The 15,524-nt window shown below is 69.6% G+C and carries 12 protein-coding genes; 6 read left to right on the plus strand and 6 right to left on the minus strand.

Annotation, left to right across the window (positions count from 1 at the left end):
- Both HQN59_RS02090 and aceB read right to left on the minus strand, forming a co-directional pair.
- Positions 1-1,287, minus strand: a complete 1,287-nt coding sequence (locus tag HQN59_RS02090) for an NAD(P)/FAD-dependent oxidoreductase (protein ID WP_246294629.1) — start codon at positions 1,285-1,287, stop codon at positions 1-3.
- Positions 1,287-2,900 carry a malate synthase A gene (gene aceB / locus HQN59_RS02095; RefSeq protein ID WP_176065571.1) on the minus strand — a complete coding sequence of 538 codons (1,614 nt, stop codon included), beginning with the start codon at positions 2,898-2,900 and terminating at the stop codon, positions 1,287-1,289. Before aceB ends, HQN59_RS02090 begins: the two co-directional genes overlap by 1 nt.
- A gap of 467 nt (positions 2,901-3,367) precedes the next feature.
- On the opposite strand from aceB, the gene HQN59_RS02100 reads away from it, so the two are divergent.
- Positions 3,368-4,285: a LysR family transcriptional regulator gene (locus HQN59_RS02100; RefSeq protein WP_176065573.1), complete on the plus strand. Its 918-nt coding sequence runs from the start codon at positions 3,368-3,370 to the stop codon at positions 4,283-4,285.
- Between the two features lie 154 nt (positions 4,286-4,439).
- Here the strand turns inward: HQN59_RS02100 and HQN59_RS02105 are convergent, their stop codons facing one another.
- Both HQN59_RS02105 and HQN59_RS02110 read right to left on the minus strand, forming a co-directional pair.
- Positions 4,440-8,105 (minus strand): hydantoinase B/oxoprolinase family protein, encoded by a 3,666-nt coding sequence (locus HQN59_RS02105; RefSeq protein ID WP_176065574.1) that lies wholly within the window; start codon positions 8,103-8,105, stop codon positions 4,440-4,442.
- 15 nt (positions 8,106-8,120) lie between these two features.
- Positions 8,121-8,684 (minus strand): winged helix DNA-binding protein, encoded by a 564-nt coding sequence (locus HQN59_RS02110; RefSeq protein WP_176065577.1) that lies wholly within the window; start codon positions 8,682-8,684, stop codon positions 8,121-8,123.
- A gap of 183 nt (positions 8,685-8,867) precedes the next feature.
- Here HQN59_RS02110 and HQN59_RS02115 point away from each other — a divergent pair, with 183 nt between their 5' ends.
- The 5 genes from HQN59_RS02115 to HQN59_RS02135 all read left to right on the plus strand — a co-directional run bounded on the left by HQN59_RS02115 (position 8,868) and on the right by HQN59_RS02135 (position 13,674).
- Positions 8,868-9,836: a TRAP transporter substrate-binding protein gene (locus HQN59_RS02115; RefSeq protein WP_176065579.1), complete on the plus strand. Its 969-nt coding sequence runs from the start codon at positions 8,868-8,870 to the stop codon at positions 9,834-9,836.
- A gap of 1 nt (position 9,837) precedes the next feature.
- A complete protein-coding gene (locus tag HQN59_RS02120; protein ID WP_176065580.1) occupies positions 9,838-10,347 on the plus strand; it encodes a TRAP transporter small permease in 510 nt (169 codons plus the stop codon).
- Positions 10,348-10,357: 10 nt separating this feature from the next.
- Positions 10,358-11,659, plus strand: coding sequence for a TRAP transporter large permease subunit (locus tag HQN59_RS02125; RefSeq protein ID WP_176065582.1), 1,302 nt, complete (start codon positions 10,358-10,360; stop codon positions 11,657-11,659).
- A 90-nt stretch (positions 11,660-11,749) separates the two neighbouring features.
- Positions 11,750-13,414: a hypothetical protein gene (locus HQN59_RS02130; protein ID WP_246294630.1), complete on the plus strand. Its 1,665-nt coding sequence runs from the start codon at positions 11,750-11,752 to the stop codon at positions 13,412-13,414.
- A 62-nt stretch (positions 13,415-13,476) separates the two neighbouring features.
- Positions 13,477-13,674, plus strand: a complete 198-nt coding sequence (locus HQN59_RS02135; protein WP_176065584.1) for a hypothetical protein — start codon at positions 13,477-13,479, stop codon at positions 13,672-13,674.
- A gap of 95 nt (positions 13,675-13,769) precedes the next feature.
- On the opposite strand, the gene HQN59_RS02140 is transcribed toward HQN59_RS02135, so the two are convergent.
- Positions 13,770-14,000, minus strand: coding sequence for a PsiF family protein (locus tag HQN59_RS02140; RefSeq protein ID WP_176065586.1), 231 nt, complete (start codon positions 13,998-14,000; stop codon positions 13,770-13,772).
- Between the two features lie 140 nt (positions 14,001-14,140).
- Positions 14,141-15,511 carry a serine/threonine-protein kinase gene (locus tag HQN59_RS02145; protein ID WP_176065589.1) on the minus strand — a complete coding sequence of 457 codons (1,371 nt, stop codon included), beginning with the start codon at positions 15,509-15,511 and terminating at the stop codon, positions 14,141-14,143.
- Between the last annotated feature and the right edge of the window lie 13 nt (positions 15,512-15,524).

Here is a 15,524-nt window from a genome sequence, read left to right on the forward strand (position 1 = left end):
TCAGCCGCGCTCGAACAGCAGCCGTCCCCAGCTGCGCAGGCTCAGCAGGTCGCCGGGAACATGCGTCTCCTCGAGCACGCCGCTCATCCGCTTGAGGCGGCGCGGGCTGCGGTTCGCGCTCCACGCGAGGAGATCGACGAGCCACGGGTGGGCATTGACGGTGTTGGCCTTCTCGTAGACCGCGAAGCGCGGACGCAGCGCCGCGAGGCGCGTCTCGTAGCCGGCGCGCACCGCCGCCTCGGGAGTGGCCTCGCGGGTGCCGGCGACGATCGCCTCGCCGGCGAGGATGCCGGTCTCGAGCGCCTTGCCGATGCCCTCGCCGGTGAACGCATAGGTGCTGCCGGCGGCCTCGCCCGTCACGATGAGCCCGGGGCGCGAGAAGCGCGCGCCTTCGAGCGAGCAGCGCAGCGGTGCGCCCTTGAGCTCGCCGACCCACTCGCCGTCGTCGACCAGCGCACGTGCGTTCGGATAGACCTCGGCGAACGCCTTGAACTTGTCGCGCAGGTTCACCGACTCCATCGAGCGACCCGCGTCGTGCCCCTTGGCGTGGCTGTGCGCAACGCCGACGCCGACGTTGAAGACGCCGTCCGGGCACGGAAAGATCCAGCCGTAGCCCGGCTTGAGACGCGGGTGCCAGAGCACCTCGAGCTCCTTCAGGCGCCCGGCGAGGGCGGGGTTCCTCACGTAGCCGCGCAGCGCGATGGCGCTCGGGGTGCGGCGCTCGCAGACGCCCGCGGCGATCAGCGCCTGCGGCACCGCGCCGGTCGCGAGCACGACCCAGCGCGCGCTCACCTCGCGCACCGTCGCACCGGCCTGCAGCCGCGCCCCGACGATGCGCGGCACGCCGCCCTCGTCGCTTTCGAGCGTGCCGACGAAGCGGACCGGCGCGTGCATGCGCGCGCCGCCAGCGGCCGCCGCGCGACACAGCACGTCGTCCAGCTGGCGCCGCGGCAGCACCGCCAGGCGCCCCGGCACGCTGACGCGGCCGCCGCGCGGGCCCACGCAGGCGAGGCTCGGCACGCTCTGCGCAAGGCGCGCGACCTCGTCCCACACGCCGAGCTTCTCCATCGCGTTGCGGGCGTCGGGGATCAGCCCATCGCCGCAGACCTTGTCGCGCGGGAACGCCTGCGCGTCGACCAGCACGGTGTCGAGGCCGGCGCGCGCCAGCGTGAGCGCGGCGGCGCTGCCGGCCGGTCCGGCACCCACCACGAGCACGTCGCAGGCCGCGGGCAGTTCCTCGATCGGCCGGTTCATCGCTGCATCGGACGGCTCTGGGCCGCGGGACATCAGATCTCCTCGTAGAGCGGCAGCGTCAGGAACTCCTCGAAGCGCTCCTGCGTGCTCATCTGCGTGAAGATCTGCGCCGCCTGATCGAACTTGCCGGCGAAGCCGCCGGCCTTGATCTTGTCGAGCTCCTGCGGCACCAGCTCGCGCACCAGCTCGGCCGTCACCTTGCGGCCGTCGTCGAGCACGCCCTTGGGCGAGCGGATCCACTGCCAGACCTGGCTACGGCTGATCTCGGCGGTCGCCGCGTCTTCCATCAGGTTGTGGATCGGCACGCAGCCGTTGCCGGCGAGCCACGCGCCCAGGTAGTGGATGCCGACGTTGATGTTCATGCGCAGCCCGCCTTCCGTGATCGGCGCCTCGGGCTGAAAGTTCAGCAGGTCGGCGGCGGTGACGTTCACCTCCGGCTTCTGCTTGTCGATCTGGTTCGGGCGGTCGCCGAGCACCGCGACGAACTCCTTCATCGACGCCTCGACGAGCCCCGGGTGCGCGACCCAGCCGCCGTCGTAGCCATCGGTCGCGTCGCGCCGCTTGTCGGCGACGATGCCGGCCATCGCGGTCTCGTTCTTCACCGGGTCGTTCTTGATCGGGATCAGCGCGCTCATGCCGCCGATCGCCGGCGCGCGGCGCTTGTGGCAGGTCTTGAGCAGCAGCAGCGCGTAGGCACGCATGAACGGCGCGGTCATCGTGACCTTGGCGCGGTCGGCGAGGCAGAAGTCGCGGTCGAGCTTGAACTTCTTGATGCAGCTGAAGATGTAGTCCCAGCGGCCGGCGTTGAGGCCGGCCGAGTGCTCGCGCAGCTCGTAGAGGATCTCGTCCATCTCGAACGCGGCGAGGATGGTCTCGATCAGCACCGTCGCCTTGATCGTGCCCTGCGGCAGGCCGAGCTCGTCCTGCGTCATCACGAAGACGTCGTTCCAGAGCCGCGCCTCGAGGTGGCTTTCCATCTTCGGCAGATAGAAGTACGGGCCGGCGGCGCGCGCGAGCAGCTCCTTCGCGTTGTGGAACATGAAGAGCGCGAAGTCGAAGATGCCGCCATGCACGCGCTGGCCGTCGATCGTCACGTGCTTCTCGTCGAGGTGCCAGCCGCGCGGGCGCACCTGCAGCGTCGCGATCTGCTCGTTGAGCTTGTAGGTCTTGACCCCCGCCGGCGTCTCCTGCTCGAGCGTCAGGGTGCGGCGGATCGCCGCGGCGAGGTTGATCTGGCCCTGGATCTGGTTGGTCCAGACCGGCGAGTTGCTGTCCTCGAAGTCGGTCATGTAGCTGTCCGCGCCCGAGTTGAACGCGTTGATGACCATCTTGGCGTCGACCGGTCCGGTGATCTCGACGCGGCGCCGCTCGAGCGCCTTCGGAATCGGCGCGATCGTCCAGGCGCCGTCGCGGATGTGCTTGGTCTCGGCAAGGAAGTCGGGGCGCTCGCCGGCGTCGATGCGGCGCGCGCGCTCGACGCGGGCGGCGAGCAGCTGCTGACGGCGCGGCTCGAACGCGCGGTGCAGCTTGGCGACCAGCGCGAGCGCGGGTTGGGTGAGGATGCGTTCGAAGCCGGGCAGGATCGGCGCGTTGATCTGCACGCCGGCGGGCAGGGCGAGCGACGAGGTCGTCGAGGCTTGGGTCATGGCAGGGTCCGTCTGGAGGAAGGGGCGGCGCGGCTCTTTCGAACCGGTGGCCGTGTCGGCAGGACGCGCGCGGCGGCCGGTGGGCGGACGCGCCGATCGCCGTTCACGCGGTGCGCCGACCGCGAAATCTAGTCGATGTGCCGGTGGCCATTGCAACCGGGGTCCGCCCGTCAGTCTTGACGTGGCGGCGCTCAATGGCGAGCCGCGGCTCGTCGCCAGGACAGCGTCGAGTGCGAGCGCGCGTGCGGCGGGGCCCGGCGCACGCGCGACGGGATCGAGGCTCGCGACGCCGGCCCGGCAGCCCGCAGTGCCCGGCGAGCCGCTCGCGCCATCGGGCCCGCCTGGCGTCCCCTTCATCGTCGATCGCTCGCCATTGGGCCGGATTGCTCGTGCAATGACGGGCGGTCCCGCATTGAATCGTGCGTCGGCGGCGGGTAGTCTTGCCGGACTGCACGGCAACCGCACGAATGGCCAAGCTCAAACAGATCGAGTCGTTCGTTTCGGTCGCCACCCGCGGCAGCCTCACCGCCGCCGCGCGCGCCGAGGGCGTCGCTCCGGCCGTGATCGGGCGCCGCATCGACGCGCTCGAAGCGCGCCTCGGCGTCAAGCTGCTGGTGCGGACGACGCGGCGCATCTCGCTCACCCACGAAGGCAGCTCGTTCCTCGAGGACTGCCAGCGCTTCCTCGCCGATCTGCGAAACGCGGAGGCCAGCGTGTCGGCGGGCGGCGTGAAGGCGAGCGGCGCCCTGCGCATCACCGCGCCGGCGGGTTTTGGTCGCCGCCACGTCGCGCCGCTGGTGCCGCGCTTCATCGCGAGCCACCCCGACGTGCGGGTCTCGCTCAACCTCGGCGACCGCGTCGTCGACATCGTCAACGAGGGCTACGACTGCGCCGTACGCGTCGGCGACCTGCCGGACAGCAGCCTCGTCAGCGTGCGGCTCGCCGACAACCGGCGCCTCTGCGTCGCGACGCCGGCGTACCTCAAGCGCGCCGGCATTCCGAAACACCCCGACGAGCTGATGCGCCACGAGTGCCTCACGCTCAGCTCCGACGCGAGCCAGAGCCGCGGCTGGGCGTTCGAGATCGACGGCAGCGTGACCCACCTCCGGCCGTCGGGCCGCCTCGACTGCAGCGACGGCCAGGTGCTGCACGACTGGTGCGTCGCCGGCCTTGGCATCGCCTGGCGTTCGACCTGGGAGGTCGAGGCCGAGCTCGCGAGCGGTCAGCTCGTCAGCGTGCTGAACGACTTCGCGGCGGCACCGAACGGCATCTACGCGGTGTTCGCGCACGCGCGCCATCTGCCGCTGCGCACGCGGCTGTGGATCGACTTCCTGAAGGAGACCTACGGCCGGCCGGGCTACTGGAGCAATCCGGCGCGGCTCTGATCGGTCGCGCCGCGGCCCGCTGCGGCGTCGCCACCCTGGCGAGAGCGCGGACCAACGGCGCGCGATAGCGCCCTCTGCGATGCTGCGCGTGCAGCGTTTCGCAGCACGCGCTTCGAAACATCGCGCGACGGCCGGGTGCCCGCCGCGCCGTCCTTCAAGCCGCGTCGACCGGCGCCCGGTACCCGCCGCCCCCCGGCGTCTCGACGATGAACGCATCGCCGGCGGCCATTTCCGCGAGGCCGATGTGGGCGAGCGTCTCGACCGTGCCGTCGGCGCGCCGCACCGAGTTGCGCCCCGGCTCGCCGGGCAGCCCGCCCGCGAGACCGAACGCCGGATGGACGCGACCGTTCGAGACGATCGACGCGGTCATCGTTTCGAGGAAGCGGATCACGCGGGTGCCGCCGTTGCCGCCGTTCCAGCGCCCGCGCCCGCCCGAGCCAGCGCGGATCTCGTAGCGCTCGAGCAGCACCGGGAAGCGGAACTCGAGCACCTCCGGGTCGGTGAGGCGCGAGTTCGTCATGTGCGTCTGCACGACGCTGGTGCCGTCGAAGCCCTCGCCCGAGCTGCCGACCACCGGCCCGGCGCCCGAGCCGCCCGAGATGGTCTCGTAGTACTGGTGCTCGGCATTGCCGAAGGTGAAGTTGTTCATCGTCGGCTGGCTGCCGGCGAGCACGCCGAGCGCGCCGTAGATCGCGTTGGTGATGCACATCGACGTCTCGACGTTGCCGGCGACCACCGCCGCCGGATGCCGAGGGCTCAGCATCGAGCCCTCGGGGACGATCACCTCGATCGGCTTGAGGCACCCGGCGTTGAGCGGGATGTCGTCTTCGACCAGCGTTCGGAACACGTACAGCACCGCCGCCATCGTCACCGCACGCGGCGCATTGAAGTTGTTCGGCAGCTGCGGCGAGGTGCCGGTGAAGTCGACGACCGCCGAGCGCTTCGCGCGGTCGATGCGCACCGCGACCTCGATCGCCGCACCGTTGTCGAGCGGCACGGTGAAACGGCCGCCGCGTTCGAGGCCCGGGTCGAGCCGCGTGATCGCGACGCGCACGCTTTCCTCGGCGTTGTCCTGCACGTGGCGCATGTAGGCGCGCACCGTCTCCAGGCCGAACTGGCGCACCATCGCGTGCAGCTCCTGCGCGCCCTTCTCGTTGGCTGCGACCTGGGCCCGAAAGTCGGCCATGTTCTGCGCCGGGTTGCGCGCGGGGTGCGGCCCGGCGCCGAGCAGCGCCAGCACCTCGCGCTCGCGCACCTCGCCGGCGTCGACGAGCTTGACGTTGTCGAGCAGCACGCCCTCGTCCTCGATGCGCGTCGAGAACGGCGGGATCGATCCCGGCGTGGTGCCGCCGACGTCGGCGTGGTGGCCGCGCGAGGCGACGTAGAACAGCGGCGTGTCGCCGTCGGCCGGATCTTCCGGGAACACCGGCGTCACCACCGTCACGTCGGGCAGGTGGGTGCCGCCGTGGTACGGGTCGTTCAGCATGAAGACGTCGCCGCGCCGCATGTCGGGGTTGCTCGCGATCACCGTCTTGATCGACTCGCTCATCGAGCCGAGGTGCACCGGGATGTGCGGCGCGTTGGCGATGAGGTCGCCGTGGCCGTCGAACACCGCGCAGGAGAAGTCGAGGCGCTCCTTGATCGTCACCGAGTAGGCGGTGTTCTGCAGGCGCAGGCCCATCTGCTCGGCGATGTTCATGAAGAGGTTGTTGAACACCTCGAGCATCACCGGGTCGGCGGCGGTGCCGATCGCATGGCGCGCGCGGCGCGCCTCGACCCGCGTCAGCAGCAGGTTGTCGTCGGCGGAGAGCTCGGCGGCCCAGCCGGGCTCGAGCACCGTGGTGGCGTTGCGCTCGGCGAGGATCGCGGGGCCGGCGATGCGCGCGCCACGCGCCAGGTTCTCGCGCAGATAGAGGCCGGCGTCGCGCCAGGCGCCTTCCATGTAGACGCGCACCGTCGCGGTGGGCTCGGGCCGATGCTCGTGAGCCTCGGCCGGTGCCGGCTCGACCGGGTGGCCGCCGGCGATCGCCTCGACCGACACTGCCTCGATGATGAGGCGCTTGTCGGGCATCAGGAACGAGAAGCGCTTGCGGTAGGCGGCGACGAAGGCGGCCTCGAGCTCGGCGAGCGAGCCCATTGGCACCACCAGCGCGGTATCGGTGCCTTCGTAGCGGATGTGCATCGAGCCGAGCACGCGCAGGCCATGGGCGTCGCCGGCCGGCACGTCGAGGTCGTCCGTCGCCTGCCTCGAAATCGCCGCGAGCGCTTCCTCGGCGGCGGCGAGCCCGGCGACGTCGAGCGGCAGCTCGATCGCCGCCTCGCGCATCGCGGTGCGGTCCGCCAGGCCCATGCCGTAGGCCGACAGCACGCCGGCGAGCGGGTGCACGAACACCTTGGTCATGCCGAGCGCGTCGGCGACCAGGCAGGCGTGCTGCCCGCCGGCGCCGCCGAAGCATTGCAGCGCGTACTGGGTGACGTCGTAGCCGCGCGCCACCGAGATCTTCTTGACCGCGTTGGCCATGCTCGCGACCGCGATCTGCAGGAAGCCTTCGGCCAGCTTTTCGGGCGTGGTCTCGACCCCGGTGCGCTCGGTGACCTGGCGCGCGAGCTCGGCAAAGCGCTCGACCACCACGTCGCGGTCGAGCGCCTGGTCGCCGCGCGGCCCGAACACCTTCGGGAAGTAGTCGGGCTGGATCTTGCCGAGCAGCACGTTGGCGTCGGTCGCGGCGAGCGGCCCGCCGCGCCGGTAGCACGCGGGCCCCGGGTTGGCACCCGCCGATTCGGGGCCCACGCGCAGTCGCGCGCCGTCGAACGTGAGCATCGAGCCGCCGCCGGCGGCGACCGTGTGGATGCTCATCATCGGGGCGCGGATGCGCACGCCCGCGACCTGCGTCTCGAAGGCGCGCTCGAATTCGCCGGCGTAATGCGACACGTCGGTCGAGGTGCCGCCCATGTCGAAGCCGATGACGCGCCGCTCGCCTGCTGCGAGCGCCGTGCGCACCATGCCGACGATGCCGCCCGCCGGGCCCGAGAGGATCGCGTCCTTGCCCTGGAAGCGGTGCGCGTCGGTCAAGCCTCCCGACGACTGCATGAACAGCAGCTCGACGCCCGGCATCTGGCTCGCGACCTGGTCGACGTAGCGGCGCAGGATTGGCGACAGGTAGGCGTCGACGACCGTGGTGTCGCCGCGCGACACGAACTTCATCAGCGCGCTCGTTTCCGACGAGGTCGACGTCTGCGTGAAGCCGACCTCGCGCGCGATGCGAGCCGCCGCTTCCTCGTGCGCGGCGTAGCGGTAGGCGTGCATGAAGACGATCGCGCAGGCACGGATGCCGGCCGCATAGGCGTCCTGAAGTTTGCTGCGCAGGGCCGCCTCGTCGAGCGCTTGCAGCACCTCGCCGTGCGCGCCCATGCGCTCGTCGGCCTCGATCACGCGCTCGTACAGCAGCTCGGGCAGCACGATGTGGCGGTCGAACAGGCGCGGCCGGTTCTGGTACGCGATGCGCAGCGCGTCGCGAAAGCCGCGCGTCGTCACCAGGACGGTGCGGTCGCCCTTGCGCTCGAGCAGTGCATTGGTCGCCACCGTGGTGCCCATCTTCACGCACTCGACCTGATCGGCACGGATCGGGGCGTCCCGGCCGAGGCCGAGCAGGCGACGGATGCCCTCGACCGCCGCGTCCGGGTAATGGTCGGGACTTTCCGAGAGCAACTTGGTCGTGACGATCGAACCATCCGGGCGCCGCGCGACGACGTCGGTGAAGGTGCCGCCGCGGTCGATCCAGAACTGCCAGCGAGCTGCGGTGGTGTGGGGTGTCTGCATGGTGACGGTTCGGTTTCAGAGGGACGCCGCGGCGCGGGCAGCCTGGTCGTAGACGCCCGACATCACGCGCAGCAGCACCGCGAGGTCGCCGATCTGGCGGTTCAGCGCCTCGTCGGCCTTGAGGGCGGCGACCAGGCAGTTCTCGCGGATCTCTCGGTAGCGTCGCACGTACTCGCGTCCCTCGTCCGACGTCGTGTAGGTCACTTCCTTGCCGTTGCGGCTGGAGGTGACGACGCCGAGCGCGAGCAGCTTCTTGAGCGAGTAGTTGATGAGGTGGGCGTCCTCGATGTTCATCACGAACGACACCTCGGAGAGCTTCTTGCCGCGCCCGCGGTGGTTCACGTGGTGCAGCACCAGCACGTCGAGCGGCGTCAGCTCGCGCAGCCCCGCGGCCGACATGCAGTGCACGACCCAGCGCGAAAAGGCGTTGTTCGAGACGATCATCCCGAACTCGAACTCGCTCAGCTGTTCGCTGTGCGGCGAGACGAGGTGCGCCGACGACACGATGCGCTGCCGCGGCGGTTCGGGATTGCCGGAGTCGGCAGGGTCGGTCCGCCTTCGGGTGTCGTGTCTTGGCATGCGAACTGTGGCCTCGAGTCACATCGTTGGTAAATGCTAGTACACAAAGTCGCCAAAAAGGCGATAAAACGTCGGCATGGCACGAACGTCGCTTACCGTTGCGTTCGCCGGCCGTCCCGCACCTGGAGCGTGCATCGCGCGCCGTCACAACCACCCGGGGCCAGCCCCTCATCGGAGACCTTGATGTTCAAGAAGTCGTTTGCAGCATTGGCGCTCGCCGCCTTGTCCGTCGCGGCCCATGCACAGACGAAGTGGGACCTGCCGACCGGCTACCCCGCTTCCAACTTCCACACCGAGAACCTCGCGCAGTTCGTCGCCGACGTCGACAAGGCCACCAACGGCCAGCTCAAGATCACGCTGCATCCGAACGCGTCGTTGTTCAAGGCGCCCGAGATCAAGCGCGCGGTGCAGGGCGGGCAGGCGCAGGCCGGCGAAATCCTGCTCGGCAACTTCCAGAACGAATGGCAGCCGTTCGGCGTCGACGGCATTCCGTTCCTCGCGACGAGCTATGCCGAGTCGCGCCGCCTCTACGAGGCGCAAAAGCCGGTGCTCGTCAAGAAGCTCGCCGAGCAGGGCATGGTGCTGCTCTACACGGTGGCGTGGCAGCCGCAGGGCATCTACGCCAAGAAGCAGATCAACAGCGCCGCCGACCTGAAGGGGCTCAAGTGGCGCGCGTACAGCCCGGCGACGTCCCGAATCGCCGAGCTCGTCGGCGCGCAGCCGGTCACGGTGCAGGCCGCCGAGCTCTCGCAGGCGCTCGCCACCGGGGTCGTCGACGCGTTCATGACGTCGAGCGCGACCGGCTTCGACAGCAAGGCATACGAGCAGGTCAAGTACTACCACACCACCAATGCGTGGCTGCCCAAGAACGCGGTCATCGTCAGCAAGAAGGCGCTCGACGCGCTCGACAAGCCCGCGCAGGACGCGCTGATGCGCGCGGCGGCCGCCGCCGAGGATCGCGGCTGGAAGCTTTCCGAGGCCAAGGACCACGAGTACATCGAGGGCCTGCGCAAGAATGGCATGACCATCGTCACGCCGTCGGCGCCGCTCTCGGCCGACATGCGAAAGGTCGGCGACACGATGCTGCAGGAGTGGCTGCAGAAGGCGGGCGCCGACGGTCAGGCGATCATCGACGCCTACCGCAAGCGGTGACATGAGGCGGGTGCTCGACGGCATCTACACGGGCGCGGCGCTTCTGGCCGCCCTCTGCATGGTCGCCACGCTCGTGCTGGTGCTTGCGAACATCCTCGACCGCTACATCACGCTGCCGTTTCGCGGCCTTGACATGTACGCCGGCTATGCGATGGCCGGTGCGGGCTTCCTCTCGCTGGCGCACACCTTCAAGCGCGGCGAGCACATCCGCGTCACGCTGGTGCTCAACGCCCTCAAGCCGCGCGGCCGGCGTCATCTCGACACGTTCGCGCTGCTGCTGGGTGCGTTGGTGAGTGCGCTGTTCACGTACTACAGCGTGCGGCTCGTGTCCAACTCGCTCGCCTTCCACGACATCTCGACCGGCAACGACGCGACGCCGCTCTGGATCCCGCAGCTGGTGATGGCGGTCGGCGCGGTGGTGCTGTCGATCGCGCTGCTCGACGAACTGATCCTCGCCCTCACCGGGCGGCGCACCGAGGCGGCTTCCGAAGAGCCGCTGCGCAGCGAGTGAGGCCCGCCCCGTGAACGACGTCCTCCTCACCGTCTTCCTCGTCGCGGCGCTGTTCGCGATCCTCGCGAGCGGCGTCTGGATCGGCCTCGCGCTCGCCGGCGTCGCCTGGATCGGCATGACGCTGTTCAGCGCGCGTCCGGCCGGCGACGCGATGGCGCTCACGATCTGGGGCTCGTCGTCGTCGTGGACCCTCACGGCGCTGCCGCTCTTCGTGTGGATGGGCGAGATCCTGTTCCGCACGCGGCTTTCGGAAGACATGTTCCGCGGCCTCGCCCCGTGGATGCAGCGCATCCCAGGCCGGCTGCTGCATACCAACATCCTCGGCTGCACGATCTTCGCCGCGGTGTCGGGGTCGAGCGCGGCCACGTGCGCGACGGTCGGCAAGATGACGCTGCCGGAGCTGCGCTCGCGCGGCTATCCCGACGGCATCGTGATCGGCTCGCTCGCCGGTGCCGGCACGCTCGGGCTGATGATCCCGCCGTCGCTGATCATGATCGTCTACGGCGTCTCGGCCGACGTGTCGATCGCGCGCCTGTTCGCGGCCGGCGTGTTCCCCGGTCTCCTGGTCGCCGGGCTGATGATGACCTACGTGATCGGCTGGGCCATGCTGAACCCGGGCAAGGTTCCGCCGGCCGAGAACGTCGGCGGCTTCATGGACAAGGTGCGAGCGTCCGGAAGCCTGATCCCGGTCGTGCTGCTGATCATCGGCGTGCTCGGCTCGATCTACACCGGCATCGCGACGGCCACCGAAGCGGCCGCGGTCGGCGTCGCCGGCTCGCTGATCCTCTCGGCGGCGCAGGGGTCCCTGAACGCGAGGACCTTCTACGAGTCGCTGATGGGGGCGACGCGGCTCTTCTGCATGATCGCGCTCATCCTCGCCGGCGCCGCGTTCCTCACGCTCGCGATGGGCTACATGGGCCTGCCGCGCCAGCTCGCCGAGTGGATCGGAAGCCTGCACCTCTCGCCGCTGATGCTGCTGTTCGCACTGATGATCTTCTACATCGTGCTCGGCTGCTTTCTCGACGGCATCTCGATGATCGTGCTGACGATGGGTGTCGTGATGCCGATCGTCAACGCCGCGAAGATCGACCCGATCTGGTTCGGCATCTTTCTGGTCATCGTCGTCGAGATGGCGCAGATCACGCCGCCGGTGGGCTTCAACCTGTTCGTGCTGCAGGGCATGACCGGCAAGGAGTTGCCGTGGATCGCCCGCGTCGCATTCCCGATGTTCCTTCTGCTCGTGCTCGCGGTCGGCCTGATCTACGCCTTCCCGGGCCTCGTGACCTGGCTGCCGTCGCGCGTGATGAACTGAGCGACCCATGCGTTTCCCGCCGCCTCGATGAGCATCGCCCAGCGTCAGCGGCTTGTTCTGTCCAACGGACCCTCACAGAAAGGAAGAGACATGTCGAGAACGAGAGAAGCGAGGATCGCTCACCTGAGCGTGCTCGCAGCCGCGGTGTTCCTCGCGTCGTGCGGAGGCGGCGGCGACGATGACGACGACGCGCCGGCACCGCCCCCCCCCGCGCCCACCGTCGCCTGTTCGGTCGACACGAGCGTGACGCTGGCGTACGAGGAACGCCGCCTCGACACGCCGCTGCCGAACACCGGCGCCAACGTCACCACCAACGACACCACGCCGATCGCCACCCGCATCCTGCAGGCCACCGGCTTCGACACCTTCGGCCCGGCGTTCGCCACCGCACTGTGCGGCGCGAATGGTCGGACCGAGGTCACCAGCTATGACCAGGCGCTCGCGATGGTCAAGTCGAAAGGCACCGAGCTCTGGCGCGCGGCCGTCGATCGCGTGCAGGGCCGCCGCGCCCAGCCGGCCGGCAGCACATACCCGCGCAGCGACGACCGCATGCTCTACTGGGCCCGCGTGCAGATGACCAAGGCACTGCGTCAGTGGAAGCCGTCGTTCGCGCTCACCGACGTGCAGAAGGAAGAGCTGCAGTGGCAGCTCGAGCGGCATTCGCGCGGCCAGCTCGACATCAACCTGCCCGAGGGCAACGCGCCGGGCGGCGCCAAGTACCGCCGCATGATCATGAGCGGCTTCGACACGTTCACGCTCGGCGTGCCGGGGACGCCGAACACCGGGCTGCGCAACGGCAACCCGTCGGGCGCGACCGCGCTCGAGATGGACGGCCGCGAGTTCACGCTCAGCGACGGCAGCATCCTGCACGTCGAGAGCTACATCCTCCCGGTGAGCTACGACCCCTTCAACCTCGGCATGCAGGAAGACACGATCGGGCCGTACTTCCGGCCGGGTCCGAAGCGCGTCGACGCCTCGATCACGATCAGCCAGGGCAGCGCGAACGTCTTCAACATCGAGGCGTTCAACGGGCGCTTTCACGGGCCCTCGGCCGGCAACGACGGCAAGATCTATTGCCCGGCCGGCAACGAGCGCCTGCCGAGCACGGTGCTGCCGATCGGCACGATCTCCGGCACTGCCGGAGTCGATCCGATCACGCTGCCGAACTCGGGCTGCGACGTCTATCCGCCGGTGCGCTGGCTCGGCTACCAGTCGGCCAACCCGTGGATGAAGGACTTCCCGCCGCAGTTCAGCAACGGCACGCTGCCGGTGCCGGCCATGGTCACGGGCAGCTCGCGCTCGGGCGTGATCCGTCCGCCGGGAGCGACCAGCCAGGGCACCGAAGGCTTCGACGTCACCTGGCACACCAACTACACGTACTTCCCGGACTGCACCCAGCCGGCGACCGTGAGCGTGCCGTCGAACGGCGTGATGAACTCGATGCCGGATCTCGCCACCGTGGCGCCGCCTCCCGCCACCTCGTGCGCACGTCAGGGTGGTGGCGGTGACTACCTGTCGAACGAGAGCGCATACCGCAACACGGTGCTGCGCGACGTGTTCGCGCTCGACATCCCGGCCGGCCACATCCACGTGCCGGTGATGACGAACTTCTTCGGGGGCACCACCGCGACCGGCGGCGGCACACGCAACGACAATGCGATCACCGATGCGCGTTTCGAGGCGTACCGCACCGCGATCGTCCAGCAGACCAAGAATCTGCTGGTGATCATCGGCAACTCGCTTACCTTCCGCTAACCGGCTGCCGCGCTGCGCACCGCCACGACCGGTGCAGCGCGGCCCTCATCAGGAGTCAGGACATGAAGCTCAAGTCAAGCATCGCCGCCATCGGCCTCATGCTCGCAGGCGTGGCGTTCGCGCAGCCCAGCATCTATTACCTGTGGAAGAACAACGCCACCGGCAAGACCATGTGCAACCCGGACGCGCCCGCCGCGGGCTGGGTCAAGGTCGGCGGTCCGTTCGAGGACTCCAACTGCACCATCAAGGCGCCGCAGTGATCGGCTGACGCAGCGCGGCCGCTTCGGTCGCATTGCAAAAGGGCACGCGTGGCGTGCCCTTTTTCTTGCGCGGCGCGCCGCTGGGCGTTCGGTGTCTACCGGCTGAGGCACTCCTTCATGAACGCCTTGCGCTCGTCGCCCTTCTTGCCCTTGGCGTCGGCGTTGCAGGTCTTCATCTTGTTCTGCTGCGTGGGCCTCGCGGCGCCGTCGACGGGCTTGGCGGCCGGTGGCGCGCCATCGGCGGCGGTCTTCGCGGGCGCTGCCGGCGCGCCGGCAGCGGCCAGGGCGAGCGAGCAGGCGACGACGAGAGTGGTGAGCGCTTTCATCGGGGGTTCCTCGGGCACGGCGTGATTGCCGCTCGAGATTGAGCCTCGGGCACCGGCCGCGAACAATCCGCTCCGAGGTGTGAACCCCCCGGCGTGGGTGACGCCGCGTCTGGCCCTCGCTGCGCTGCGCCTGCCCCGCGTCAGAGGATGCGACGCGGGTGGGCGATGGCTTCGTGCGCCGCGTGCAGGCGCCGCACGAGCACCCGAATGAACGAGTCGTGGAACAGGTGGCGGCAGTTCGCGCTGACCTGCATCAGCGAGTCCGGGGTGAACGAGATCGTCGTTGCCGGCTTCGTCACGATGACGTCGGTACTGTGGCGCTTGAGCTCGTCGCTCGGCGCGAGATAGGCCATCTCGCCCACCGAGGTGCCCGAGCCGAGCTTGGCGACGCGGTTGCCGTCGCGAAAGACCTCGACCTCGCCCTGCGCGATGATGTGGAAGCTGTTGCCTTCCTGCCCCTTGCGGTAGAGCGCGTGACCGAAGTTGAAGCGCTGCCAGCGCGCGCGGTGCACCACCTCCCACAGCTCGACGTCGCCGAAGCTCTGGAAGAACTCGAGCGTGCGCAGCAGCGTGAAGCGCTCGGAGTCGAGCACGTCCTGGATGCGGCCGCGCGGCACCTGCTGCGTGGTGACGAGGCCCGACAGCGCCTGCGCGAATTCGCCCCAGTCGGCATATCGCTCGTCCGGGTTCTTCGCGAGCGCACGCTGGATCACGGCGTCGAGTCCGGCACTGACGCCGGCGCGCAGGTCGACCAGTGGCGCCGGATCGGCGTGGTAGATCTGATGCATCATCGCCGACTGCGTCTGCGCGTCGAAGAGGGGCCGCCCGGCGATCAGGTGATAGAGCACCGCGCCGAGCGAGTACATGTCGGCGCGGCTGTCGAGCGTGCTGCCGTCGAGCTGCTCGGGCGACATGTAGGCCAGCGAGCCGACGCGGTGCACCTGGGTCACGTCCGACCCGAGATTCAGCACGCTGCCGAAGTCGCTGATCTTGACGTCGGTGACGACGCCGTTGGTCAGCACCGCCAGCAGGTTGGCCGGCTTCACGTCGCGGTGGATCAGGCCCTGCCGATACACGTAGCCGAGCGCCATGGCGCACTTGAAGCCGATTTCCACCACGAGCTCGAGCGGCAGCAGCTGGTCGGCGCGGCAATACGGCCGCAGCGTGCTGCCGGCGACGTACTCCATCACCAGATACGGCGCGACCGGGTCGGGCACCGCGTCGAGGATCTGCACCACGTTCGGGTGCTGCAGCCGCCCCACGAGCGCGGCTTCTGCAGCAAAGAAGCGCTCGGAGTAGTGGCCATCCATCGGGTCGCCGCCGGCGGCGGCGGCCCGCACCCGCTTGATCGCGACCTGGCGCCCCTGGAAGTCGTCGAAGCCGAGATAGACCTCGCTGGTCGCGCCTTCGCCGAGCCGGCCGAGGACGCGGTACTTGCCGATCTGCGCGGGCAGCGGCGGCGCCGCCGGAGTGGTCGGTGCGGTCGTAGGGGGCAGGGGGACGGCGGACATGGCGGACCTGGTG

The organism is Rhizobacter koreensis (assembly GCF_013366375.1).
Lineage (GTDB): Bacteria > Pseudomonadota > Gammaproteobacteria > Burkholderiales > Burkholderiaceae_C > Schlegelella_A > Schlegelella_A koreensis.